Source organism: Mesotoga sp. H07.pep.5.3 (genome assembly GCF_002752615.1).
Lineage (GTDB): Bacteria > Thermotogota > Thermotogae > Petrotogales > Kosmotogaceae > Mesotoga > Mesotoga prima.
Genome location: NZ_AYTV01000007.1, coordinates 1 through 23,884, shown reverse-complemented (window position 1 = coordinate 23,884; position 23,884 = coordinate 1). Strand labels below are relative to the sequence as shown.

Sequence of the window (23,884 nt, the reverse complement as noted above, 5' to 3'; positions counted from 1 at the left end):
GAACATTAGTATACCATGCTTTATTGAGAGATATATCTGTAATTAACTATCAGTTAGTGTGTAAATCTATTCCTGAAAGGAAGTTTAGTGTTGCATTACTAAGTGAACTTAAATAATAGATATACAAAGGAATTATATGAAATCGAACCGTTTTTTGGAAAGTCTTGGGAAGAAGAATGTTGCGAATGCTCCTCGCAGTGATATGGAGAACATAGTTGCCGGTACATTGGAGCAAATCGAAAGGTGATACTCTTGATTATTCTTTGTCAGCCAACTTGCCCAGATTCTCATCGAAACTGTAGAAGCTTTCATCCCAGAAATCTATCGGACAGATCTCATCTTCGGACTCAAATCTGTTTCCTGAACCGACAACGGTCCCGTTGAATTCATCGCCGCCGCATTCACACTCCGTGCATTGATTCAGATAGAGGTCGAGACCATGCCAAATATTCCCGAAGAAGATGTTGTTCTCCAACCTGGTTTCGGAAGATGAGTTGATCAAGATACCGTTTTCGATGTTCTCCGTGACTACGTTTTCAGATAGAGATCCCGTAGCATTACCACCAAGTGAAACCCCTACTGTATTTCTCTTGAATGTGCATCCTGTGATGTTGTACTTCAGATCGTTTGTCAGGCTTATTCCAACTCCGTTCCTTTCGAAGACGCAGTTTTTGGCAATCAGGGTGGCGTTACCGTACGCGTAGATTCCGGCCAGCCTGGCTTCGATATACTCCTTGTTATCCAAGCCTTCATAGCAGGTGATATAGGAATCGACAACCCGAAGAGTCATTCCTGTGCCGCTGAAAGAGATTCCAAAGCGGCCGCCCGCTATGAGGACGTCTATGATCTGGCCGGAGGACCTGGATACGTTTATGGCTGCGCCGCTGGCGATGACAGTCACGCTTCTTATCGAGAAGTTCTTGGCACCTCTTACGAAGATCCCGAGATCCTTTCCTTCTTCGGGCATTATTGTTACTTCGTCTCTTGAGGAGCCTTCTAACGTTATCTGTTTACTGACTGAAAGGCTCTCCTTGTATGTTCCCGGAAGTATTCTTATTGTGTCGCCGGGATTCGCTGCATCAATGGCTGCCTGAATGTTTTTATACTGGCCGTCTGGGTCCCCGACAATTAGAACCTTGGCGCTGTCTCGTGCCGGGACTGTCGACACAAACACAAGTAGAGATAAAAGCATAACGAAAAACATCTTCATAGACGCACCCCCATTCCTTTACTACCATTAGTTTATCTTAATTTGGTTCAAGTATTCGATGGTTTTAACTATCAAGGTATTACAGATAACCATATAGCCGAGGTTTTGCCAATGATTTGACTCGCTTTCTTAAATTGTCTAGTTTACATTTCGTGACTATTCTATTTGGAATGGTGCTAAAATCACTTGTTGTAAGGAAAATTCGTGGTCCGTTGTGGTTTTTCATGATTTCTCAGAGGCCAAAGTGAAAACTGGAGGCGAGAAAATGAAGCGGATCATACTGATTACGTCCTTTATGGCGATTCTACTGATGCTTCTTTCGGGATGTTTCTTCATTGATCCTATGGTAAAAGTTACAAAGCTTGTTAGCGATTTCGAGGAGTATTGGGAATATGAAAATGCAGTCGGTCTTGCAGGATTGTATACAGATCCTGCGCTAATAAACACGGCAATGAAATCTTATTCACAGATCAAAGACGCTTATTCAAGCAGATTCGAAGGAAGAGATGTAGACTCCTTCAATAAAGGAAATGTCGACGTGCATTTCAATGTCGGAGCAACGGAAGCGACAGTAGAATTCAGCGCCGTAATAAGCTGGGCATCTGGTCCCGATGTCATTCTACGTATGAATGGACGGTGAAAAAATTATCCGGCAACTGGTTCATCTCGAGATCCAATGAATATTAGTCGATTTCTCTTTAGTGTGAAACCCAAAACAGAAGGATTGACCCTGTATTGATTTTTGTCGCTAGTTAGCGCTGTGAAGAAGCGCACTTAGATGAGATCATTATTCCTTCTGATTCTACGAGTCCAGGTTCTTCTTCGTAAAGGATTCCGTCCAAGAGCAGAAGTGATGCTGCCTACAGCAGGAAGTGAGGTTCGCTGGCGCGAGGAGGAATAGAATATTGACGCAAGGCTGCCTCTGGCAGGAGGCCATATCGAAGCCAGTCTGCTGGCACAGGCCAGTCAAAAGGCGAGAATCATCGCCGCCAGTGAAGGCTTCGCCTTCGCCAGTACCACTTCGTGGTGCCAGTCTCAGCTTCAAGCTGAGGCCAGTCACTGCAAGCAGTGGCAAGAACAACCAAAAAACACAAGTGATGCAGAACATCAGGGCCATTGCACTTCGTGCGGCCAGTTCCAATTCGTGGGCAGAAAAGCCGCTGCACGCTTAAAAGCGGAGAACCCGCTAAGCGCTGGAAAAACCGTCCTTAGTAAGTACCGCTGTACGCTTAAGAGCAAAAACCCGCTGAGTGCTGCAAAGAGCCGTCCTTGGTCCTTCGTCAAAAACCGTGAACCCGTCCTTCGAAAGAGCATGAAGAACAGATCCTCTCTCTGGAACGAACAACTTCTCCTCGACGAACGGTGACCACTCTCTTGCTCTTCCAACCTCTGACCACTGACCTCTAACCTCTACGAAGCCCAGATCCCGAAACAAGTTCGGGATGACATTCTTTGCGTTATTCTGACATGATTCTGCCCAGAATTCGGATCGTTAAACTATTGAAGAGGACGATCTCATCCTTGGGAAGACTGATCATTGTTGACAGCGGGCGTGCAGCCGCACGCCCCTACATCCGTTTGGATCGAATCTATTCTCACATGCAACTCACAACTTGCAACTGTTCTTTTCGGCGAACGGTTAACCGTCCAACGGAGAACCGGTTTCACTTCGTTCTTTCCGACCCCTAACCTCCTATCCCTAACCACGGTTTCTGAAAAAACCCAGATCCTTAACAGGAGCACTTCAGGATGACGAAATAAGTTGGTTCTGATCAGATGGCTTTGAATTGCTTCTTGAGGACTGGGTCAATCTCTTTTTTGCTCCTGACCAACCCCCAACCTGCTACCTCCGACCACTTACGGATCCTGAACAGGAGTGCTTCAGGATGACGAAATGAGTTGGTTCTTATCAGATGGCCTTTATTAGCCTTCTTCACGCCATAGATGGAGATGCTTGCCAGAATCAAGCTAGTTAATCAAAGCAACAAAGGACTGTCATTCCGTGATGGGCTTCCCATTACAGTCTTTTTTTCAGAAAAGTTTCGAAACCGTATTGTTCTCGAATGATTATTGTTGGATAATTCGATCATTACTCCAATTTCCATCTGGAAGATTGAGGTTGTGTAATGAAGAAAAGTGAAGATGGAATGGCGATCTTAGCATATGTTCTCGTCAGTTTCTTTTGGGGATCGACTTATCTGGCCATAAAGATCGGTGTTGAGGGAATGCCGCCGATGTTTTTTGCTGGCGTAAGATTCCTCATAGCTGGTTTGATCATGATCGTCTTCTCGGCTATCAGGGGCTACGCCTTCCCGGCAAGTATGAGAGAGTTTTCGAGGTTGTCGCTCATCGGTCTTTTCATGCTACTCGGTGGAAACGGACTCGTAGTCTTCGCGGAACAGTGGGTAGATTCGGGTGTTGCCTCTCTAATGATGGCTACTATCCCTATCTTTGCAGGCGTGCTGGAGCATTTTTTCATAAGAACGACGCGCCTGACATTGAAGGCTCTTTTGGGACTTCTTCTGGGGTTCTTCGGTGTCTACTTTCTTCTAATTCCGGCCGAACACGGAATCTCTATCGACATCCCAGGAATACTAATACTTCTCTCTGCAAGCTTCCTCTGGTCTACGGGAACTGTACTCTCAAAAACGTTCAAGGGTAAAAGCTCTATTGTCTCGAACATCGGGATACAGATGTTTGCAGGGGGAGTCGGGCTGATGTTCGTTTCAGCAATAACCGGTGAATTCTCCAGAGTGAGTTTCTCTATGAACTCTGTTTTGGCAATAGCTTATCTCATTGTCTTCGGGTCCTTAGTTGCCTACAGCAGCTACATTTATCTTCTTCAGAAGTGGCCTGCAACAAAAGCGGGTACTTATGCCTATATCAATCCCCTTGTCGCCGTCTCGCTCGGAGCAATTTTTCTAGGCGAGAAGATCAATTTTCTCATGATCCTCTCTATGGCGGCGATTCTTCTCGGAGTTCTTATAGTCCAGAAATCAAAGATCGGAGTTCTTATAGTCCAGAAATCAAAGATCAAAGTATCAGAATAGTTGGTATCAAAAAAGGCATGCCGCCAGGGACATGCCTCACAGTATTCTTAACAACTCAGAGAGGATAATGGCATCTTACGAAATGACCGGGTTTTATCTCCCTCAACTCTGGTTCTTCCCTCGCACATCTCTCATCTGCGAACGGGCACCTGTTATGGAATCTGCATCCAGAAGGGGGATTTATCGAACTGGGTATCTCACCCTTCAGCAGCCGCTTTTCCCTTACGAACTTTGGATCGGGGATTGGATTGGAAGCCATAAGCAGGTCAGTATAGGGATGTGCAGGGTGATTGAAGATCGTGGCCTTGTCTCCCATTTCGACTACTTCCCCCACGTACATGACGGCGACCTTATCGGCTATGTAGTCCACGAGAGAAAGGTTGTGAGTTATGAACATATAGGTAAGGTTTTCCTGGACCTTTATCTCCTTCAGCATCTTGAGAACCATGGCCTGGACCGACACGTCCAGCGCCGAAGTAGGTTCATCCAGGACAATAAACTTCGGCTTGAGAACGATCGCTCTGGCGAAGGCTATTCTCTGCCTCTGCCCGCCGGAAAACTCGTGCGCGTATCTGTACATATGATCGTCAATCAGCCCGACTTCCTTCAAGACAGAAGCTATTCTGTCTCTTATTTCAATTTCCGAGATCTTGAAATGGATCTTCATTCCCTCGCCGATAATGTTCTTTATCAGCTTCCTCGGGTGGAGAGAATTGTAGGGGTCCTGGAAAACGATCTGCATATTCCTTCGAACTTCCAACAGATCTTTGCCCTTGAGTCCCAGGATATTCTTTCCATCGAACTCTATCTCTCCTGAAGTTGGTTCTATAAGCCTAAGAACGGTTCTCGCAAGAGTTGTCTTACCCGAACCAGATTCTCCTACAACGGCGAACGTAGAGCCTTTCGGGACGTCCATATTCACGTTGTCGACAGCTCTGACAAATAACTTCTTCGAGAAGATGGACTTCTTCACTGGAAAGTAGGTCTTAAGATCTCTTATTTTGATCAAGGTCTCAGCCATCTTCTCTCACCTCGTCCTTGCCCTTAAATAAATAGCAGGCAACATAATGATCGGGTTCTATTTCTACGAATGGTGGTCTCTCCACCTTGCAAATGTCCATTGCATAAGGACACCTTGGATGGAAACGACAGCCGGATGGGGGGTTTACGAGATCGGGAACCGTGCCCTTTATGGCCTTCAGTTCGTCAGTTCTACCTACCCTAGGCACCGCCTGAAGAAGTCCCCCCGTGTATGGATGGAGTGGCTTTTCGAACAGCCTTACCGTCGAAGCGTACTCTACAGAGTTCCCGGCATACATGACAAGGACTTTGTCGCAAAACTCTGCCACAACGCCCATGTCATGGGTGATCAACATCACGGCGTTTCCCATCTTCCTTGCGAGTTCGTCCAGCAATTCAAGGATCTGAGCCTGGATGGTAACGTCGAGAGCCGATGTGGGTTCGTCTGCAATAAGCAGCTTTGGATGGGTTGCCAGTGCCATCCCTATCATGACTCGCTGAGACATTCCGCCGCTTAGCTCGTGGGGATAGCTGTTCATGACTCTTTCCGCGTCAAGACCCACAAGGCGAAGCATTTCCTTAACCTCCGGGTAGGTATTCTTGATCCTGATCTTCTTTGACTTGGCGATTGCCTCCCCTATCTGGTAACCTACTTTCATTACGGGATTTAGGGAGGATCTTGGTTCCTGGAAGATCATCGACATTTCTACGCCTCGTATGTTGTTCATTTTCTCTTCAGACAACTCTACAAGGTTCCTACCGTTGAAGATTATCTTCCCCTCTTGGATCTCTCCGGGTTGTTCTATCAAGCGCATTACCGCCAACGAAGTGACCGACTTTCCACAGCCCGTCTCCCCAACGACCCCAAGTCTTTCGCCGGAGTCCATCCAGAGCTCGACACCGTTGAGCGCTTTTACTACTCCCCTGTATGTATAGAAAGATACTTTGAGGTTAGATACATCTAATAGTTTTCCTCTAAGCTCCATATAATTACCTCCTCAACCTTGGATCAAGCATGTCTCTTATTCCGTCACCGAGGAGGTTGAATCCAAGAACGACAAAGGCAATGAATATCCCCGGAAAGGTAGATATCCACCACTGGTCGATCAGGTAATTTCTGCCGTCGGAAACCATGGCTCCCCATTCGGGCGTGGGAGGCTGGACACCTAACCCGAGGAAGCCAAGACTTGCTGCGGTGAGGATTATCGTGCCCATTCTGAGGGTCAACTGAACAAGAACGGGAGAAATACACATCGGCAAAACGTGAAGGAACATTATTCTAAGATTGCCACCGCCGGCCGCACGTATAGCTTCAATATATGGCTGCGATTTTACTTTTATTGCCTCGGCTCGGGAGAGCCTGGCGTAGGTTGTCCACGTGACAATGGATATGGCAATAATCGTGTTTGTCAGATTCGGACCCAGCATTGCAGCAAAGGCCATTGCTAGGACCAGACTGGGAAAGGCCAGAAACATATCCGTTATCCTCATGAGCACTTCGTCGACAATGCCACCGAAATAACCTGCCGTAACACCAACAATAATTCCTATGGACCCGCTGATGACCGATACCAGGAAGATTATCCAGAGCGCGATCCTGGATCCCATGATAACCCTGCTGAATATGTCCCTCCCGAACTGGTCCGTTCCGAAGAGATGCTGCCAGCTCGGAGCCTGCAATTTTATCTGGAGATCCTGATGAACCGGGTCGTAAGGAGCTATAAGTGGCGCAAAGGCTGCCATAAGAAGGAAAACAAGGATTATAGCCGAACCGATCATCGTGAGGCGGCTCTTTCTCCAGAGAAAGGCTGTATGCTTCAAATCATCCATGAATGGCTTAGATACTTTTACGGTTTTTTCCATCTAGATCACATCCTCATCCTTGGATCGAGAAGAGCGTAAAGAATGTCCACGATAAGATTCGCAATTGAATATATCAAGGCTATATACAATGTACCGCCCATTACCGCCGGATAATCGAGGAAGAGCATTCCGGTGGTTATATATCTACCCAGACCCGGCCAGGAGAAGACCGTTTCCGTAAGAACGGCTCCTTCCAGCAGACTTCCAAATACGAGTCCGATTATCGTAACGGTCGGTATCAAAGAATTACGCAGTGCATGTCGGTAAATAACTACGTTTTTTCTCAAGCCCTTTGATTTTGCCGTTCTTATAAAATCCTGCCTCAACACGTCGAGCATACTGGCTCTGGTAATTCTAGCTATGGAGGCCGTCGCATTGTAACCGAGGACGAACGCTGGAAGAAGAATATGCATAAGGGCTTCTTTGAATGTGTCCCACTGTCCTGCAATGATTGAGTCTATAAGATACATGCCCGTCACTCTTGGAGGCGGATAGGTGAAGAAGCCAAGTCTTCCGCTCCCGGGGAGCCATCCCAGCTTGAAATAAAACACAAGCAACAGAAGAAGCCCAATCCAGAAGACCGGCATCGAGACCCCTAGTATAGAGAAGATTCTAGAAAACTGGTCTATGGCTTTGTTACGGTGAACGGCCGACAAGATCCCCAGAGTTATCCCCAGTATGATCGAGATCGTTATTGCGACAAGAGCCAGTTCCATCGTAGCAGGGAAATAGTTCCTGATATCTTCCATAACCGGATTGGACGTCTTCAAAGAAATGCCGAAATCTCCTCTGACTGCTCCGGTGATAAAATTGCCGAACCTTATTATTAGAGGCTGATCGTAGCCCAGTTTTGCCTTCAATCTATCAACCGCTTCCGGTGGAGCATTTCCTCCAAGAATGGCGCCGACCGGATCGGCAGGAATGACATTTGCTATGAAGAAGACAATACAGGCGACTCCAAAGAGAACTATGATCATTAAGAATAGTCTTCTGAGTAAGAATTGTCCGAAGTTCATAGAATTACCCCCGCATCAATATCTGATTTTTTTGGGAAAGAATACGCCCCGCTCAAGAGAACGGGGCGGGGGATACTTTACTTAGATACCTTGGTGAAGTCGAACAGCATTCCGTAACCGAAAGCTGCTTCTTCAAAGTTCTTGACTTCTTTGCGAATTCCCCAGAACTCTACAGTCTGGTAAAGCATTGCAAAGGGTCCATTGTGGAACCAGTATTCAGTCAGATCCTTGTAAATCTGTTCACGCTTGTCAGGATTGGGCTCGACCTGACCCCATTCACAAAGCGTCGCCGCGTAATCGTCGAACCACGCATTTCTCCATGCGAGCTGGTTTGCCCTGTAGCTTGCGTGAGCCATCGCAAGGTTGTCCGGGTCTGGGTAGTCGTTACCCCAGCCGGCAATTATCATCTGATGACCCTGTGCCCTGTACTTTGCATACATCTGGGAAGACTGCATTATCACGATATTTGCCTTTATACCTGCAAGAGCCAGGTCGGCCTGGATCTTTTCGGCTTCGGCCTTTCTTGTATCCGTGTTGCTGGTCAACAGTTCAACTTCGAATCCGTCAGGATAACCGGCCTCTGCTAGGAGAGCCTTGGCCTTCTCTATATCCTGATAGAATGGATTCTCTTCAACATATCCGAAGTAGCCCTTGTTTATGAAACCCTGCACGAGGAGAGCGTTGTTTAGCATAATGTCTTCAACTATCTCTTCGTAATTGATTGAGAACCTTACGGCTTCTCTTACCTTTGGATTGGCAAGGGGTCCCCAAGAAGCGTTCATCGCGAGATACTCGTTAGAGTGTCCAGGAACTTTCACTTCAACGATGTCTGGATTTCTCTTGGCCTCTTCTAGTAGCTGAGGTGTGAGATCCCAGGCAACGTCTATGTCTCCTCTTTCGAGTAGAAGCCTCTGGTTCGATGCCTCAGGAATGTCTCTTACCATGATTCTCTTCAGAGGGGGCTGATTGCCGTAGTAATTCGGATTTGCTTCGAGAAGAATGACGTTGTTTCTTTCCCACTGAACGAGAACGTATGGACCGGCGCCGGCAGAGTGGTCTGTAAGCCATGCCCCACCAAGGTCTCCATCGACTTCGTGTTCGAGCACTACGTCTTTGTTGACGATACCTGTGAACATGTTGGAAAGAATACCAAGAGTGATGTTTTCTGCATAAGGAGCGTTAAGCGTTATCGAGACGGTGTAATCGTCGATCATCTTAATCTTCTCATCTACATTGTCCTTGTTTATGCCGAAAATATCGACCAGGAACCATGCAGAAACCGACTCGAGAACTATGGGCCTCTTCAGAGAGAAGAGAACATCCTCAGCTGTCAAAGGATCACCGTTGGAGAACTTGACTCCCTTCCTGATATTGAAGGTGTAGGTGAGCCCGTCCTCAGAGATTTCCCAGCTCTCAGCAATGTCGGGTACTGGAACGATAACGCCTTCGATTGCCTCCAGCTTGACCAACTGTGCATATAGGGCTGCTACGATCTTGTTCGGGAAGACCTCATAGGCAACGGCCGGATCCATTGTTATGAAGATTCCCGTGTTCGCACCTATAACAAGAGTGTCTTTCGGGGTTGCAGCAAATCCGGTTGCCGCAACGATAAGTACCATTAAGAAAACTAGCATGAAGCTTCGCTTCATTCTTGCACCTCCTTTTCCACTAAAGGTTGATGACAAAATTAGAACAGAATAGGATACTGTCTATCTTTCTCCTGACTGAACCCGACAGGATCGACATCCTTGAGCAATAAATGAGAATCTAGATCGTGATAAGTAAAAGCGCCAGTCCCCGCAGCAAAATGCACGCTCTGTGAGACTCCGATTCCAGACTCGCTCATGCAGCCTATCATAAGACCAATGCCCGCGCTGTTGCACATCTCCACTATCGCAAGAGCGTCAGAGAGACCCGACTTCATGAGTTTGATATTGACGTAGTCGACGGCGCCTTCCTTTATAAGCCTCATAACATCGTACTTCGTCTTCGCGCTTTCATCTGCGCCAACTGGATACATCGAGCCCTGCCTGATTATCTTCAATCCTTCGAAGTCTTCGGCAGGAACCGGTTGTTCAAATATCCCCACAGGCACATCGTTTCTGTACATTGCATCTATGAATCTCAATGCTTCTTTGGTCGTGTAACCGGTATTGGCATCAATGACATACCTGACTCCTTTGATTTCGTCATTGACTGCCAGCACCCTAGCCACGTCGCTCTTTACATCTTCGCCTACCTTCATCTTGATAACTTTGTGGCCGGCATCAAAGATCTCCTTTGCATCATGAACAGTCTCTTCCAGACTACCGATGCTAACGGTCTTGTCTGTTTCCACAAAGTCCTTCATCCCTCCAAGAATCTGATATACAGGGGTGGAGATCGATCTCGAGAAAGCATGTAGCGTCGCGAACTGAATGGCGGCCTTCAAACTGGGAGCTGTTCTGGAGTACGCATCCAGCTTTGCAAAGACCTTCCTGTAGTCACGGACGTCTAGGTCCTTGATCATCTCGAGGATCTCCTTCTGGAGCTGGAAAATTGCTGCTTCGCTCTCACCGTTGACCCTGAACGATGAAGAGGACTCGCCCAGACCGACTGTTCCGTCTGAAAGAACCAGTTCCACCTCGATATTTACTTTGGAAGTGGAAACATTGTTCGCAATGTGAAAAGGCTTTACGAAGTCCCATTTCTTTTCAGTGAAACGCAGATCCTTGATCTTCATCATTTCCTCCCCTTATAAGAAAGCATAACCCACTTTCAATAGTGAAAAAACATCTATACAATAATACCTTAAATGGGTATTCTCTCCAAAATAGAGTAACCTACTCGGTTTTGCGATACTTAGTTATAACATAAATTATGTAACACCTAAGCATCATCATATTAAAGCTGTTGCCATTCATTAGATTGAACTAGAGCTAATCTTTCCGTCGTAATCATTTTCTTTGACACACTGGCTGGTAAGATTAGTTCAGAAAGCAATAAGAAAGAGATTTCGAATTCTTCACTTCGATAATACGAGGCTAATGGTCGTTGCCCGTTGATGATCCACCTCCGAAAGAGAAGAGCATGCGCCGAAAAGCATCGGTGGATGCAATGCCGACTCCGTCGGTAAGTGATGCGCCAAAAAGCATCGGCGGAAGTGATGCTGCTGCGCAGGAAGTGATGCCCGGAGTATCATCCGGGGAAGTGAGGCCGCTTTCAGCGGGAAGCATTCAGGAGCCAGTCAAAAGGCGAGAATCATCGGCGCCAGTGAAGGCTTCGCCTTTGCCAGTACCACTTCGTGGTGCCAGTCTCAGCTTCAAGCTGAAACCAGTCACTGCAAGCAGTGGCAAGAACAACCGAAAAACACAACTGATGCAGAACATCAGGACCGTCGCACTTCGTGCCAGTTCCGGTTCGCGGGCCACAAGATCCGCTGAACGCTGCAAAGAGCCGTCCTTGGTCCTTCGTCCCAAACCATGAACCCGTCCTTCGGAAGAGCAGTTGCAAGTTGACTGTTCCAAGTTGCGAGCATAAGAACCGCTGTGCGCTTAAGAGCAAGAACCCGCTGGTCGCTGAGCGAAAGAATTCGTCATCTGAACTTGATTCAGAATCTCGATGATGTTCTCTTGTTGAATGTCAGTAACGAGCTTAGTTCATTGCCATTAGAACAGGTCTCCTTTCTTTTTCTTGCAACTTGCATCTAGGAACTCACAACCGTTCTTCTCGGAGAACGGAGAACCGTCCAACGGCGAACCGGTTTCACTTTGCTCTTTCCAACCCCCAACCGTTACCTGCAACCACGGCCCTTCACAAGAGCAGATCCCGAAACAAGTTCGGGATGACAGCAAATCGTTATTCCGAAAACCGCGTCGCGATAAGGATGCGAAAAGTCTACGAAAAGCCACCAGCGGGACGATAGTGAGGGGCTTCCACAAACCGCTGCGCGGACAACTTCCTCAGTTGCATTGAAACCCTGAATTGATTGCCGGTTCTCTTCACGAGACCCCATACCCTGTAATCGATACCCTGCCCTTCGCGTCATCTGAACTTGTTTCAGCATCTCTATCCTAAGAACCGCTGTACACTGATGAAAACCGCGTTGTCCGTCAACGGTCCACCGTTCTCAGAGAGGATCAAAACCAGGTCCCGGATCAAGTCCGGGATGACAACGTGAGAGACACGCGAGAAGGCGAGACTGGTATGACAGCCTTTGCTGATTCCGAAAGCGAAATAATTCGTCTGGACTTGTTTCAGCATCTCTATCCTAAGAACCGTTGTGCGCTTAAAAGCGGAGAACCCGCTGAGCGCTGAGCGAAAGAATCTGTCTGAACTTGATTCAGAATCTCGATGATGTTCTCTTGTTGAATGTCAGTAACGAGCTTACTTCATTGCCATTAGAACAGGTCTCCTTTCTTTTTCTTGCAACTTGCATCTAGGAACTCACAACCGTTCTTCTCGTAGAACGGAGAACCGTCCAACGGCGAACCGGTTTCACTTCGCTCTTTCCGACCCCTAACCTCCTACCCCCAACCACGGTTCATATTCTTCTGACAATCTTGAACTTGCTCTTGTCTGCCCTATATAGTGAAATTACGTACTCAATGCAGATATCGCTCTTTGTGTAGGTGAATCGCTTCCTCATTATTGCGCAATCGTCCTGCTCCTGTCTAAGAAAACGCGCCTCTTCCTTCTTGAGTCTGGTAAGCTCCATTTCTTCTTCGGCGTAGGAGATGTTGATTTCAAACTCCTTTCTCAGAATTCCATACAGTGATTCCCTTTCCATGTCTCTCTGGGTTATGTTTAGAAGCCTAATGTCAGCTCCCACGTTCAGATATGCCTCTTCAATTGCGTAGGGTTCGCCCTCTAGGATCCTTATTCTCTTCAAGAGCACAACCATTGCATCGGCAGGAATGTCGAAGAGCTCAACCGCATCGGCAGGAACCCTTACGAGTCTGTTTTCGAGAACCACGGAGCGAGTCTCAATGCCTCTCTTTCTTGCTTCGTCTGTAAACCCTGTAAGTATGGCCAGTTGTTCTTCTCTCTTGGAGCCCGTTACAAAGGTTCCCTTCCCCTTCAGCCTTTCAATGACCCCCTCTCTTCTGAGCTCATCCATCGCCCTTCTAACTGTAAGTCTGCTTATACTGTATTTTTGACAGAGGTCCTTCTCTGTTGGAAGCTTGTCCCCTTTCTGGTATTTTCCGGAATTCAGGGATTCCTTTAAGTCCATATATAGCTTGTAATATAGCGGAATCGGTGTTTCGGCCATGACGACCCCCTTCACTCTCTATACTTCAACTCACCGGGATAAAGAAGACAATCCTCTACAAAGTCTATGAACTCCATTCCGGATTCCTTCCACTCTCTGTAATCAAGGTTATGTGTTCTGATCTTCAGTGCGCTTTCTTTAATACCTATTAGATCGTCCGAACGATCCATGATATCAAATTGTTCATATTTTAGCAAATAATCCATCATCTTCAAAGTTATCACGAAATAGTTGTCTTCAATCCTGGGGAAGAATTCGACTCCACTGCAGTTGGCATTGGCATACTTTCTGTAAAAGGGCATATAATCACGGCTCCTAACTCTAAGACCAGGGAACTCCTCCCTGAGGTATTTGGTTAGGTCGGAGCCGTCTATCCACGGAGCGCCTATCACAAGGAAGGGTTTAAAAGTACCCCGGCCTTCAGATACGCTTGTACTTTCAAAGAAGCAGGTCCCTGCATAGCCGAGAAGGGACTCGAATGTTGGCACGTTTGGTGAAGGTACATTCCAGAGAAGGGATGTGTTGTCGTGCATCTCTCCTCGCCACCCTTCAAGCCTGGAAATTTTCAGATCAAGGTCGAGTCTCTTGAGTTTCTTGAAGTACTGAGCTAGTTCGCCAGTGGTTAGACCGTACTGTAAAGGAAGCTCGTAACCACCAACAAAGGTTTGGAGATCGTTTTCGATTCTACTTCCAAAGACTCCTCTGCCCAGAGGGTTTGGCCTGTCAAGGACCATGTATTGAAGACCGTACTCGGCGGCAGCTTCCATCGTATAGGCAAGAGTGTATATGTAGGTATAGAATCTCAATCCCACATCCTGTATGTCGTATACCAGCATGTCCAAGCCGTCAAGATCCTCCTTCACGGGTTTGCGTTTGTCTCCGTATAGACTGACGATGGGTACCCCGTACTTCGGGTGGAGGGTATCACTGACATGCGCTCCGTCTGCAACTCCTCCCAGGCCGTGTTCCGGTGTGAAGATCTTCTTTACATTCAGACCGTTTTCGAACAGTATGTCAATTCCCCATTTCAAGTCTGAGTCAACAAAAGAGAAGTTAGTTACCAGTCCTATAGCTTTCTTCTTCAACCCGCTGAGACCATTTTTCTGAAGCTGGTCTATCCCGAGTAGAATCATGAGCATCACCCCCTGCAAATATGTTTATTCTCAATGACAATCATGCCATATTGTCATATCATTTTCCGAGTCCTCACGGAAGTTTCGGTGAAGAGCTTTACGAGCCTAAAGGTTAGGAAAGAAAAAGAGCCGATTAATCGGCTCAGGATTCGAATTAATAATATATAGGAAAGAAATCCACTATTTCTGTCCGTAATGATTCTTCACAAAATCTTGCATCTTAAGACACTCGTCATGAGAGATAACTTTGGGAGTTCCTAAAATCGTAGCCATGATAATTGTCTTTGCAGATTTCTCAAGTACTTCTGCCACTTTGAAGGCGTCGCTCAAATCGCCTCCGACACAGACTGCTCCGTGATTGGCTAGTAAAGCGGCGTTGTTGTTTCCAAGTGCGGAAACTACGTTTGCCGCAAGTTCTTCTGTTCCGGGTAATGCGTACTCCGCGCATTTCACTCCCTCTCCAATTATCTGTATCAGTTCTTCGGAGACAGCAGGTATATCTTTCCTGGCTATCGCGAATGCCGTAGAGTATTGGGGATGGGTGTGGATAACCGCTCCAACATCCGGTCTGTGCCTGTAGATCGTCCTGTGCAGTGCATGTTCTATACTTGGCTTTCGTTTGCTGTCAATAGTATTGCCCTTCATGTCTGCCATCACAATATCATCGATCTTCAAACTCCCGTAGCTCATCCCGCTTGGGGTTATGAGGAAGGTTTCATCGTCGACTCTGACGCTTATGTTTCCCCATGTTCCCACCGTCATGCCCCTGTCTTCCATTCTCTTGCAGGCATCTAGCACCAGGCTTGCAAGTTCATCTCTATTCATGCGTATACGCCTCCAACTTCTCCATGATTGAACGTGTGCTGACATAGATCTCTTTATATATTCCAAATAGATTCTCATATTTCTTCGCCCTGATTGGGTCAGGAATCACAGTTTCAACATGTCTGATCAGCTTGGCAGCTTCCCCAGGATCGCCAATTTCATTTGTGGCAAGAAGGGCGAGTATCAAGTTGCCTATTGCACCGGTGTCCTGAGTCTCTAGGGTTCTCACTTTCTTTCCGTAGACATCTGATTGTATCTTCCGCCAAACCGGACTCTTACTGCCCCCTCCCATAACGTTCACACTGTCGAATTTGACTCCCAACTCTTCAACGACTTTCATACAGTCTTTTATGGAGAATGAAACCCCTTCCATAATTGCCCGGACCATGTGTGCCTTGGAGTGTTTCATGGTCAGTCCAAAAAAGACGCCCCTTGCCTTTGAATCCCACAATGGGGTTCTTTCACCCATGAGATAAGGAAGGAAAACTAGGCCTTCCGACCCGAGAGAAACCCCTTTCGCCAGGGAGGAGTACTCGTCAAACACTTCGTTATTTCTCTCTTTGTCGAAGACATTTCTAAACCAGGTTAAGCTAGAAGCGGCAGTCTGAGTAATCCCGAGAATATCCCAGTAACCCTCAAGTGGATAGCTCCAGCACATGACCCTCTTCTTTGGGTCTATTACCGGGCTGGATGTGCAGGCGGCAACAACACCGGCCGTGCCGACTATGCACGAAACCTCTCCTTCACCGAGAAGGCCCGAACCCATTTCAGCCACTGAGTGATCAGAACCTCCGTTGACTACCGGTGTCCCCTGAATCAGGCCGGTCTCTCTTGCCGCTTTCTCGGTGACATGACCGATTATTCTCGCTGAAGGAATCACCTCCGGAAGAAGACCTCCATCCAGATCAATTAGTTCGAGAGCCTCCCTGCTCCATTGATTCGTTCTTATGTCGAAGACAGCCGTTCCCGAGGCGTCCGAAGGATCTGTAACCTTGTTCCCCGTGAGCAGAAATTTTATGTAATCCTTTGCAATCATTATCGACTTTGTACGGGAAAAAACATCTGGTCTATGCTTTTTCACCCAGCATATCTGTGGTGCGGCGTATGTTGTTGTAGGGAAGATCCAGGTCAGATCGAACAGCTTTGCGGCCCTACCGTCTCTTTGCCATTCTTCGATTATTTCGCTGCTTCTCTGGTCGAGCCAGGTGATTGAAGGGCCTAATGGGCTGTCTTTGGAGTCTAGATAGACATGGGTATGCATCTGGCCGCAAATAGAGATCGCTTTGATTAGATGAGGGAGATTGTTGTCGCTATCAGTCAAATTATTTAAACAATCTATGATCCCCTCCCACCAGAGCGCCGAATCTTGTTCTGCCTGTCCTGGACTTTCAGAGATAATGGGGTACTCAGTGTACGCCGACTTCTGAATCTCACCCTCTAGAGAAACCAATGAGATTTTTACTCCCATAGTTCCCAGATCAATCGAAAGAACCCCTTGCTTCATCCTTGCCTCCCCAAACTCATCTTCGAAACCGCTATTGAATAAAACGGATCATTAAAGTGATAACTTCATATCATACTCTATTACCTACAGCTTACCAGAAAATTTGTAAATGAAGAAATCCGATTAGGAACAAATATCTAGGAGTTCAAACGATTAGGAGTGATTTCCGACGAATAATAATGTGTAACGTCAGCCGTGACAGTGTCCATCAAAGACTGTTCTTAGGTTGGCAATAAAGCTACGGGAAGGGAATAAATCAAGTTGGTCATCCAAAGTTTTCCTGGAATAATGGATGAGATAGTCCGGAAATCGAGAGTATTTATCGCTACATGGTCTTCATCAGCCGTAAGTTCGAATAACCAGTGATCTTCGGATATGGATCTGTCAGAGTGAATCGATATAATTGCAATGTTGATCACAAGTAATCATATGAATTTTTGATGCTTTGTTTTATGATCTTTGGGCCGGCCTACCGGTCACATAGAAGGAGGGATGCGAATGAACAAGAAGTTTCTGATGCTCCTGTTCTGTGTCTTGTTTACAGTTGCCGTCTTAGCAGCGAACTATGAGATTGCCGTCGTTGTGAAGATCGGCGGAATCCCCTGGTTCAACAGAATGGAAGTCGGTGTAAAAGATGCAGCAGATGAACTCGGCGTGAATGCCTACCAGATAGGGCCTTCCGATGCAGACCCTGCTCAGCAGGTGAAGATTGTTGAAGACCTTATTGCCAAGGGTGTCGATGCCATCTGTGTAGTACCTAATGATGCGAAGGCTCTTGAGCCCGTATTCGAAAAGGCAAGAGCGAACGGTATCATCATCATCACACACGAGTCGCCAGAGCAGAAGGGCGGCGATTGGGATGTAGAAACGATAGACAACGTTAAGTTCGGAGAAGCAAACTTCGAGAAACTTGCTCAGCTTATGGGCGGGGAAGGCGAGTTTGCCGTTTTCGTCGGAGGGCTCACAGTTCCTCTTCACAACTTCTGGGCAGACGTTGGGCTTGCCTATGTTGCAGAAAAGTATCCAAATATGAAGCTAGTAACCGAGAGAATCCCATGTGGTGAAAGTGTTGAGCTTTCCTATCAAAAGACTCTCGAGCTTCTCAATGCATATCCTAATCTAAAAGGTATAGTCGGCTTTGGTTCACTGGGACCGATCGGAGCATCCCAGGCGCTCAACGCAAGAAACATGAAGGGAAAGGTAAAGATAGTCGGAACGGTTATTCCAAGCCACGCTGACCCGTATCTCAAGCAAGGATTGATGCAGTGGGGTTACCTGTGGGATCCAAGAGACGCTGGATTCGCGCAGGTCTATCTGGCAAAGACACTGCTCGATGCCAAGGCTGCTCTGGCTGAGGCTGGAATCCCCGAAGGCATAGTGCCAGCCGTTGTTGATGGATTCGAGATTCCCGGTCTTGGGAAGGCCATGCTGGAAGGAAACATTGTGAAATTCGACGCGCAAGTCGATATAACTGCTGAGAACGCCCTTTCTTACGGGTTCTGATTTCGAGAGGGGGTACGCCCCCTCTCTTTCTGGTGATCTGATTATGGCCGAGAAACTGTTGGAGATGAGAAATATTACGAAGAGGTTCGGGGGGGTATTGGCCCTCGATTCAGTCGATTTTGAAATAGAAAAGGGAGAAATCCACTGTCTAGTTGGCGAAAACGGGTCTGGAAAGAGTACCCTAATCAAGATAATCTCGGGTATTCACTCACCCGATCCCGGGGGCGAGATCTATGTCGACGGAAAAAGGATAAGCCACCAGAAGTCTTCTAACAGTGTGAGAGAGGGAATCCAGGTTATCTATCAGGATCTTTCGCTCTTTCCAAATCTGACCGTTGCAGAGAACATAGCTATTTCTTCGAGAGTGGAAACAGGAAGTCGCCTTATGAAATGGAAAGAGACGGAAGAAGAAGCAATGAAGACGATGGACAAAATTGGGGTTTCACTTGATCCCAGACGCGAAGTCAGCGAGCTATCTATAGCGGAAAGGCAAATTGTGGCGATATGCAGGGCTATAAATGCCAAGGCGAGGCTTGTAATAATGGACGAACCTACGGCTTCTCTCAGCAAGAAAGAGGTTCAGTCGCTAATTAGAGTTATAAATGAACTGCAGAACAGAGAAATCTCGACGATCTTCGTCAGCCATAAGCTCGATGAGATAATGGAGGTAGCCCAACGGGTAACCGTTCTTCGTGACGGGAAAAAAGTCGGTGCCTTCGATGCTTCCGAACTGACGAGACAGAGACTCTCATTTCTCATGACAGGCAAGGAGTTCGAGTACTCCAAATTGCCTCCGTATTCTGGCGACGAAGTTGTTCTAGAAGTCAGAAAGCTCTCAAGGAGAAATAATTACAAGGAAATTGATTTGAAGGTCCACAAGGGCGAAATAGTAAGTATCACAGGACTGATGGGTTCAGGCAGAACCGAGTTTGTCCTTTCACTCTTCGGAATGAATCCTCCCGACGAAGGAGAGATCTTCGTAGAAGGGAAGAGAGTTAGCCCTGGAAGCGCCGTGGACGCTATGAGAGCTGGAATTGCGTATGTGCCTGAGGATCGACTGCAACACGGACTCATTATGGAACAGCCTGTAAGCAAGAATATTGTGCTGACGGTTCTAAAGAGAATACTTTCGAGAATCAGGCTCTTGAGTAAAGTCAAAGAAAGAACTGAAGTGAGACGTTGGATCGACGAACTCTCAATCAAAATTCCCTCGATTGACTCTCCGGTTAACACGCTTTCCGGCGGCAATCAACAGAGGGTTGTAATTGCAAAGTGGTTGGCAATAAATCCAAAAGTATTGATTCTCGACTCCCCAACAGTGGGAATAGACGTTGCCGCAAAGGACAGTATATACAAGATAATCAGAGAGCTAGCCGCAGAAGGTATTTCGATAATCATGATCACGGATGAAGCCGAAGAAGCAATCTATCATTCAAACACGACTTATATTATGAGTGCGGGAAGAATAATTGGAAAGTACAACTCCATCGAGCTCACGGAGAAAGAGCTGTATGAGAAGATCAACGGACAGTAATTCGGGATTGAGAAAAGCATTCGGCAAGAGCGAGTTCTATCTCTTGCTTGTAATAATAGTCGTCTCACTCTTCTTCACCGTTATGAAGCCAAGTTTTCTTACTTTCACCAATCTCTACGGAATGGTTGAGAGCAACTCCTTTCTGGCGATAATGGTTGCAGGTGTGCTGGTTGTTTTGATTTCAGGAGGAATAGATATCTCATTTACGGCAATTGCTACCGTTGCTCAGTATATCATGGCTACTATCGTTATCAATTGGGGCGGGAATATGTTCCTTGCCTTTGCTATAGGAGGGGTTGTCGGAATTGCTCTGGGTTTGGTCAACGCTTTACTGATTTATTTCCTCAAAACTCCGCCAATAATCGTGACGATCGCAACCATGAACTTGTTCTATGGTCTTCTCATATTCATCAGTGGTGGTACATGGATTTACGGCTTTCCACTGTGGTTTATGGAGAGGAATCTCGTTAGATTTGGAGACAGCCCGGGAATTACTATACCGATTCTAGTTCTTGTTCTTTCCTTCATTCTTACTTGGCTGATACTAAAGTACACTGCTCTGGGCAGAAATATCTACGCAGTGGGCGGAAATCAGGAAGCCGCAAGACGTGTGGGAATAAGCGTTCTCAAGACGCAGCTATTCGTCTATTGCTACATGGGCTTTCTGGCAGGCATAGCCTCAACCGTTCAGGCGAACATGATGTTGACTGTCGCCCCCAATGCCTTGATGGGCAGGGAACTGGAAGTTCTGGCGGCTGTTGTTCTTGGAGGGGCCAGCCTTGCCGGAGGTACGGGCAGCATTCTAGGGACTGTTCTTGGCTTTGGTTTGATTGTCATCGTACAGAATGGCCTTACTTTGCTTGGGATTTCCTCTTACTGGCATAAGGTTTTTGTGGGAGCGATCATAGTCATCAGCGTGAGTATAACGGCCTATCAGAGAAAAGTCCGCGAGAGAAAAGGAGCGATAATCAATGTTGAAGACTGACACAGGCAGGGGAAGAGTATCAAAGCACTCCGAGATTCTCTCGCTTGGAGCGATCCTGGTCATCCTGGTACTATTGTTCTCGCTCGCTCTTCCTGGGAAATTTCTAAGGCCCAGCAATCTCCAATCGATGGCCTTCCAGCTTCCCGAGCTCGGAGTCCTTGCTTTCGCGATGATGATAACAATGCTTACGGGTGGGATTAACCTTTCAATAATAAGCTCGGCAAATCTCTCTGGGATAATCATGGCGATGATTTTGACCGGTGATTTAGCATCTGGTCCGGGAGGGGCCGGACTGGGCTGGACGATCTTTCTGGCCGTACTCGCGGGGTTGTCGATTTCACTCCTAGTGGGACTCGTAAATGGAATGATAATCGCATACATCGGCGTATCTCCGATACTCGCGACGCTCGGTACTATGACCTTTCTCGAAGGAATAAGCCTGGTTATAACCAGAGGGTATGTCATTTCAGGCCTACCGAGGGAATTACTTGTGATTGGCAATGGAACCTTCCTGGGAGTACCGGTACCGATGTTCATTCTAGTAGCCGTCGCGGTGGGTGTCGCGATAATTCTAAACAAGACGCGGTTGGGTTTGTCGACCTACATGATCGGATCCAACATCAAAGCTACCGGTTTCTCTGGAATAAATACCAACAAGGTAACCATTCTCGTTTATATGATTTCGGGCCTTCTGGCCGGTATAGCCTCTTTGATAATGATTGCGAGATTCAATTCCGCAAAGGCCGGTTATGGTTCTTCGTATCTTCTGGTTACCGTACTGGTTTCAGTTCTAGGTGGGATCAATCCAAATGGTGGCTTCGGGAAGGTGTCCGGTGTTTTCCTTGGGTTAATTTTGCTGCAGGTTATCTCAAGCGGTTTGAATCTTCTTGGGATAAGTCAGTTTCTCACACTTGCGCTTTGGGGTGCACTCCTCCTAGGTGTAGAAGCTCTAAGATTAACCAGGAGGAGAGTCAGATAAGACAGATATGCTGGAGTTGAGCACATGGCTTTGAAGAAGGAAGACAGAAGACAAAACATACTTAGCGTTCTTTCCGAGAGAGAATCGATCAATACTCAAGAACTTGCGTCTCTAATGGATGTATCTCTCGTCACACTGAGAAGAGACTTGAGAGATCTGCAGAAATCCGGCCTTGTTATCAACGGATACGGAGTCGTAAGAGCGGTGAATCAGGAAACAGATCCAAACAGCTTTTTCTTGAAAAGGCTGAGGTTAGCCAGAGAGGCAAAAGAGAGAATCGCTGAGAAGGCAATCGAGTTTGTAGAAGAGAACGATGTCCTTTTCATAGATGAAAGCACTACATGTTACGTTTTCGCTTTAAAACTCTCCAGGGTTTTCAAGAAGCTGCACATAATCACCAACGGAATCAACATACTGCTCGCGCTTTCAAAGGTTCAGGGGTTTTCTGTCGAATCTAGTGGCGGCAGTCTACAGTACGGATTTGATTCGCTCATCGGCCCCAGGGCGGAGAGTCTTGTCGGTTCAATCTATGCAAACAAGTTCTTCTTTTCATGCGCCTCGCTAAGAAAGAAAATAGGAACATTCGAGTTGAGCCCCTTTTCCGCCAGTATAAAGAGAAAAATGCTGCTCAATTCCAGCACAAAGATTCTTCTTGTTGACAACAGCAAATTCGACGTAATCGCTCCGTTCAAAATGGCCGAAATCGACGAAATAGACAGGGTCATCACTGAAGACAGAGACTTCCTGCCCTCTGAAGTTATATGAGAAGGCTGCTTCGCAGGAAGTGATGCTTTTTGATTGGACGCAAGGCGCCGAAAAGCATCGGTGGATGCAATGCCAACTCCGTCGGGAAGTGATGCGCCAAAAAGCATCAGCGGAAGTGATGCTGCTGCGCAGGAAGTGATGCCCGGAGTATCATCCGGGGAAGTGAGGCCGCTTTCAGCGGGAAGCATTCAGGAGCCAGTCAAAAGGCGAGAATCATCGCCGCCAGTGAAGGCTTCGCCTTTGCCAGTACCACTTCGTGGTGCCAGTCTCAGCTTCAAGCTGAAACCAGTCACTGCAAGCAGTGGCAAGAATAACTGAAAGACACAATTGATGAAGAACATCAGGACCGTCGCACTTCGTGCCAGTTCCGGTTCGCGGGCCACAAGATCCGCTGAACTCCTAAAGATCCGCTTTACGCTTAAGAGCGGAGAACCCGCTGAGCGCTGTAAAGAGCCGTCCTTGGTTCTTCAAGAAGAGGAGTTGCAAGTTGACTGTTCCAAGTTGCAAGCCCAAGAATAAAAAATCGTCAAAGAACGGTTCTTCGTTCCGACGCTCCGCGTCCAGGTTCTTGGTTCTTCGTCAGGGATTCCGTCATCTGAACTTGTTTCATCATCTCGGCCTTGAGAGGCGCTGGACGCTTGCTAAGAGACGCTGGATGATGCTGAAAAAAAGTCCTTGGCCCTTCATGAAGAGCAGTTGCAAGTTGACTGTTCCAAGTTGCAAGCCCAAGAATATAAAATCGTCAAAGAACGGTTCTTCGTTCCGACGCTACGCGTCCAGGTTCTTGGTTCTTCGTCAGGGATTCCGTCATCTGAACTTGTTTCATCATCTCGATCCTAAGATCCGCTGTGCGCTTAAGAGAAAGAAACCGCTAGTCGCTGTGAAGACAACGTTGTCCGTCAACGGTCCTCCGTCCCCCGTCGAGAGGATCAAAACCAGATCCCGAAACAAGTTCGGGATGACAGCGAATTGTTATTCCGAAAACCACGTCGCGATAAGGATGCGAAAAGTCTCCGAAAAGGCACCAGCGGGACGATAGTGAGGGGCTTCCGCAAGCCGATGTCGGGATAAATTCCTCAGTTGCAGTAAAACCTTGAATTTGTGAGCCTTTTATGTTTACGAGAACCCAGGCTCAAGACCAGAGACCCGCTAATAATTCCGTCATTCTGAACTTGATTCAGAATCTCTCGTTTTTTCACTTTGGCTTCTACTATGTCAACAGTTATAAAAAAGGCAGACTGAAAGG

At 47.1% G+C, this 23,884-nt stretch carries 21 protein-coding genes; 9 read left to right on the top strand and 12 right to left on the bottom strand.

Going from position 1 to position 23,884, the window contains the following annotated elements; genetic code table 11:
- Positions 1 to 256: 256 nt before the first annotated feature.
- Positions 257 to 1,210 (bottom strand): right-handed parallel beta-helix repeat-containing protein, encoded by a 954-nt coding sequence (locus tag V513_RS03145; protein WP_099771677.1) that lies wholly within the window; start codon positions 1,208 to 1,210, stop codon positions 257 to 259.
- 265 nt (positions 1,211 to 1,475) lie between these two features.
- Between V513_RS03145 and V513_RS03140 the strand changes: the two genes are divergently transcribed.
- Positions 1,476 to 1,850 (top strand): hypothetical protein, encoded by a 375-nt coding sequence (locus V513_RS03140; protein WP_257211911.1) that lies wholly within the window; start codon positions 1,476 to 1,478, stop codon positions 1,848 to 1,850.
- 546 nt (positions 1,851 to 2,396) lie between these two features.
- Here the strand turns inward: V513_RS03140 and V513_RS13830 are convergent.
- Entirely contained in the window at positions 2,397 to 2,645 is a 249-nt protein-coding gene (locus V513_RS13830; RefSeq protein ID WP_180274821.1) for a hypothetical protein, read from the bottom strand.
- A gap of 691 nt (positions 2,646 to 3,336) precedes the next feature.
- Here V513_RS13830 and V513_RS03130 point away from each other — a divergent pair.
- A complete protein-coding gene (locus tag V513_RS03130; RefSeq protein WP_099771675.1) occupies positions 3,337 to 4,260 on the top strand; it encodes an EamA family transporter in 924 nt (307 codons plus the stop codon).
- Positions 4,261 to 4,315: 55 nt separating this feature from the next.
- On the opposite strand, the gene V513_RS03125 is transcribed toward V513_RS03130, so the two are convergent.
- From V513_RS03125 to V513_RS03100, 6 genes are all read right to left on the bottom strand, one after another.
- Positions 4,316 to 5,281 carry an ABC transporter ATP-binding protein gene (locus V513_RS03125; RefSeq protein WP_014731789.1) on the bottom strand — a complete coding sequence of 322 codons (966 nt, stop codon included), beginning with the start codon at positions 5,279 to 5,281 and terminating at the stop codon, positions 4,316 to 4,318.
- Entirely contained in the window at positions 5,274 to 6,266 is a 993-nt protein-coding gene (locus V513_RS03120) for an ABC transporter ATP-binding protein (RefSeq protein ID WP_099771674.1), read from the bottom strand. Before V513_RS03120 ends, V513_RS03125 begins: the two co-directional genes overlap by 8 nt.
- 4 nt (positions 6,267 to 6,270) lie before the next feature.
- Positions 6,271 to 7,143 (bottom strand): nickel transporter permease, encoded by an 873-nt coding sequence (gene nikC, locus V513_RS03115; RefSeq protein WP_006489886.1) that lies wholly within the window; start codon positions 7,141 to 7,143, stop codon positions 6,271 to 6,273.
- A gap of 5 nt (positions 7,144 to 7,148) precedes the next feature.
- Entirely contained in the window at positions 7,149 to 8,159 is a 1,011-nt protein-coding gene (locus V513_RS03110; RefSeq protein ID WP_006489888.1) for an ABC transporter permease, read from the bottom strand.
- Positions 8,160 to 8,236: 77 nt separating this feature from the next.
- On the bottom strand, positions 8,237 to 9,808 hold the full coding sequence (locus tag V513_RS03105; RefSeq protein ID WP_099771673.1) for an ABC transporter substrate-binding protein: 1,572 nt from the start codon (positions 9,806 to 9,808) through the stop codon (positions 8,237 to 8,239).
- Positions 9,809 to 9,846: 38 nt separating this feature from the next.
- Complete coding sequence (locus V513_RS03100; protein WP_180274823.1) at positions 9,847 to 10,884, bottom strand: L-Ala-D/L-Glu epimerase; 1,038 nt, start codon at positions 10,882 to 10,884, stop codon at positions 9,847 to 9,849.
- A 344-nt stretch (positions 10,885 to 11,228) separates the two neighbouring features.
- Here V513_RS03100 and V513_RS03095 point away from each other — a divergent pair, with 344 nt between their 5' ends.
- Positions 11,229 to 11,624, top strand: a complete 396-nt coding sequence (locus V513_RS03095) for a hypothetical protein (protein WP_143752417.1) — start codon at positions 11,229 to 11,231, stop codon at positions 11,622 to 11,624.
- Between the two features lie 1,057 nt (positions 11,625 to 12,681).
- Here V513_RS03095 and V513_RS03085 read toward each other — a convergent pair.
- The 4 genes from V513_RS03085 to xylB form a co-directional block, all read right to left on the bottom strand.
- A complete protein-coding gene (locus V513_RS03085; RefSeq protein ID WP_099771669.1) occupies positions 12,682 to 13,410 on the bottom strand; it encodes a GntR family transcriptional regulator in 729 nt (242 codons plus the stop codon).
- Positions 13,411 to 13,421: 11 nt separating this feature from the next.
- Positions 13,422 to 14,543 (bottom strand): exo-beta-N-acetylmuramidase NamZ family protein, encoded by a 1,122-nt coding sequence (locus tag V513_RS03080; RefSeq protein WP_099771668.1) that lies wholly within the window; start codon positions 14,541 to 14,543, stop codon positions 13,422 to 13,424.
- 180 nt (positions 14,544 to 14,723) lie between these two features.
- Positions 14,724 to 15,368 (bottom strand): class II aldolase/adducin family protein, encoded by a 645-nt coding sequence (locus V513_RS03075; RefSeq protein WP_006489900.1) that lies wholly within the window; start codon positions 15,366 to 15,368, stop codon positions 14,724 to 14,726.
- Entirely contained in the window at positions 15,361 to 16,872 is a 1,512-nt protein-coding gene (gene xylB / locus V513_RS03070) for a xylulokinase (protein ID WP_099771667.1), read from the bottom strand. Before xylB ends, V513_RS03075 begins: the two co-directional genes overlap by 8 nt.
- A gap of 498 nt (positions 16,873 to 17,370) precedes the next feature.
- Here xylB and V513_RS03065 point away from each other — a divergent pair, with 498 nt between their 5' ends.
- From V513_RS03065 to V513_RS13825, 6 genes are all read left to right on the top strand, one after another.
- Entirely contained in the window at positions 17,371 to 18,375 is a 1,005-nt protein-coding gene (locus V513_RS03065) for an autoinducer 2 ABC transporter substrate-binding protein (protein ID WP_099771666.1), read from the top strand.
- A 37-nt stretch (positions 18,376 to 18,412) separates the two neighbouring features.
- Entirely contained in the window at positions 18,413 to 19,909 is a 1,497-nt protein-coding gene (locus V513_RS03060; RefSeq protein WP_373561605.1) for a sugar ABC transporter ATP-binding protein, read from the top strand.
- Complete coding sequence (locus V513_RS03055) at positions 19,887 to 20,894, top strand: ABC transporter permease (protein WP_099771664.1); 1,008 nt, start codon at positions 19,887 to 19,889, stop codon at positions 20,892 to 20,894. Before V513_RS03060 ends, V513_RS03055 begins: the two co-directional genes overlap by 23 nt.
- Positions 20,881 to 21,873: an ABC transporter permease gene (locus tag V513_RS03050; protein WP_014731778.1), complete on the top strand. Its 993-nt coding sequence runs from the start codon at positions 20,881 to 20,883 to the stop codon at positions 21,871 to 21,873. The genes V513_RS03055 and V513_RS03050 overlap by 14 nt, the downstream gene beginning before the upstream one ends.
- Before the next feature lie 24 nt (positions 21,874 to 21,897).
- Positions 21,898 to 22,638, top strand: coding sequence for a DeoR/GlpR family DNA-binding transcription regulator (locus V513_RS03045; RefSeq protein ID WP_014731777.1), 741 nt, complete (start codon positions 21,898 to 21,900; stop codon positions 22,636 to 22,638).
- Positions 22,639 to 22,707: 69 nt separating this feature from the next.
- Positions 22,708 to 22,956 (top strand): hypothetical protein, encoded by a 249-nt coding sequence (locus V513_RS13825; RefSeq protein WP_180274822.1) that lies wholly within the window; start codon positions 22,708 to 22,710, stop codon positions 22,954 to 22,956.
- The last annotated feature ends 928 nt before the right edge of the window (positions 22,957 to 23,884 follow it).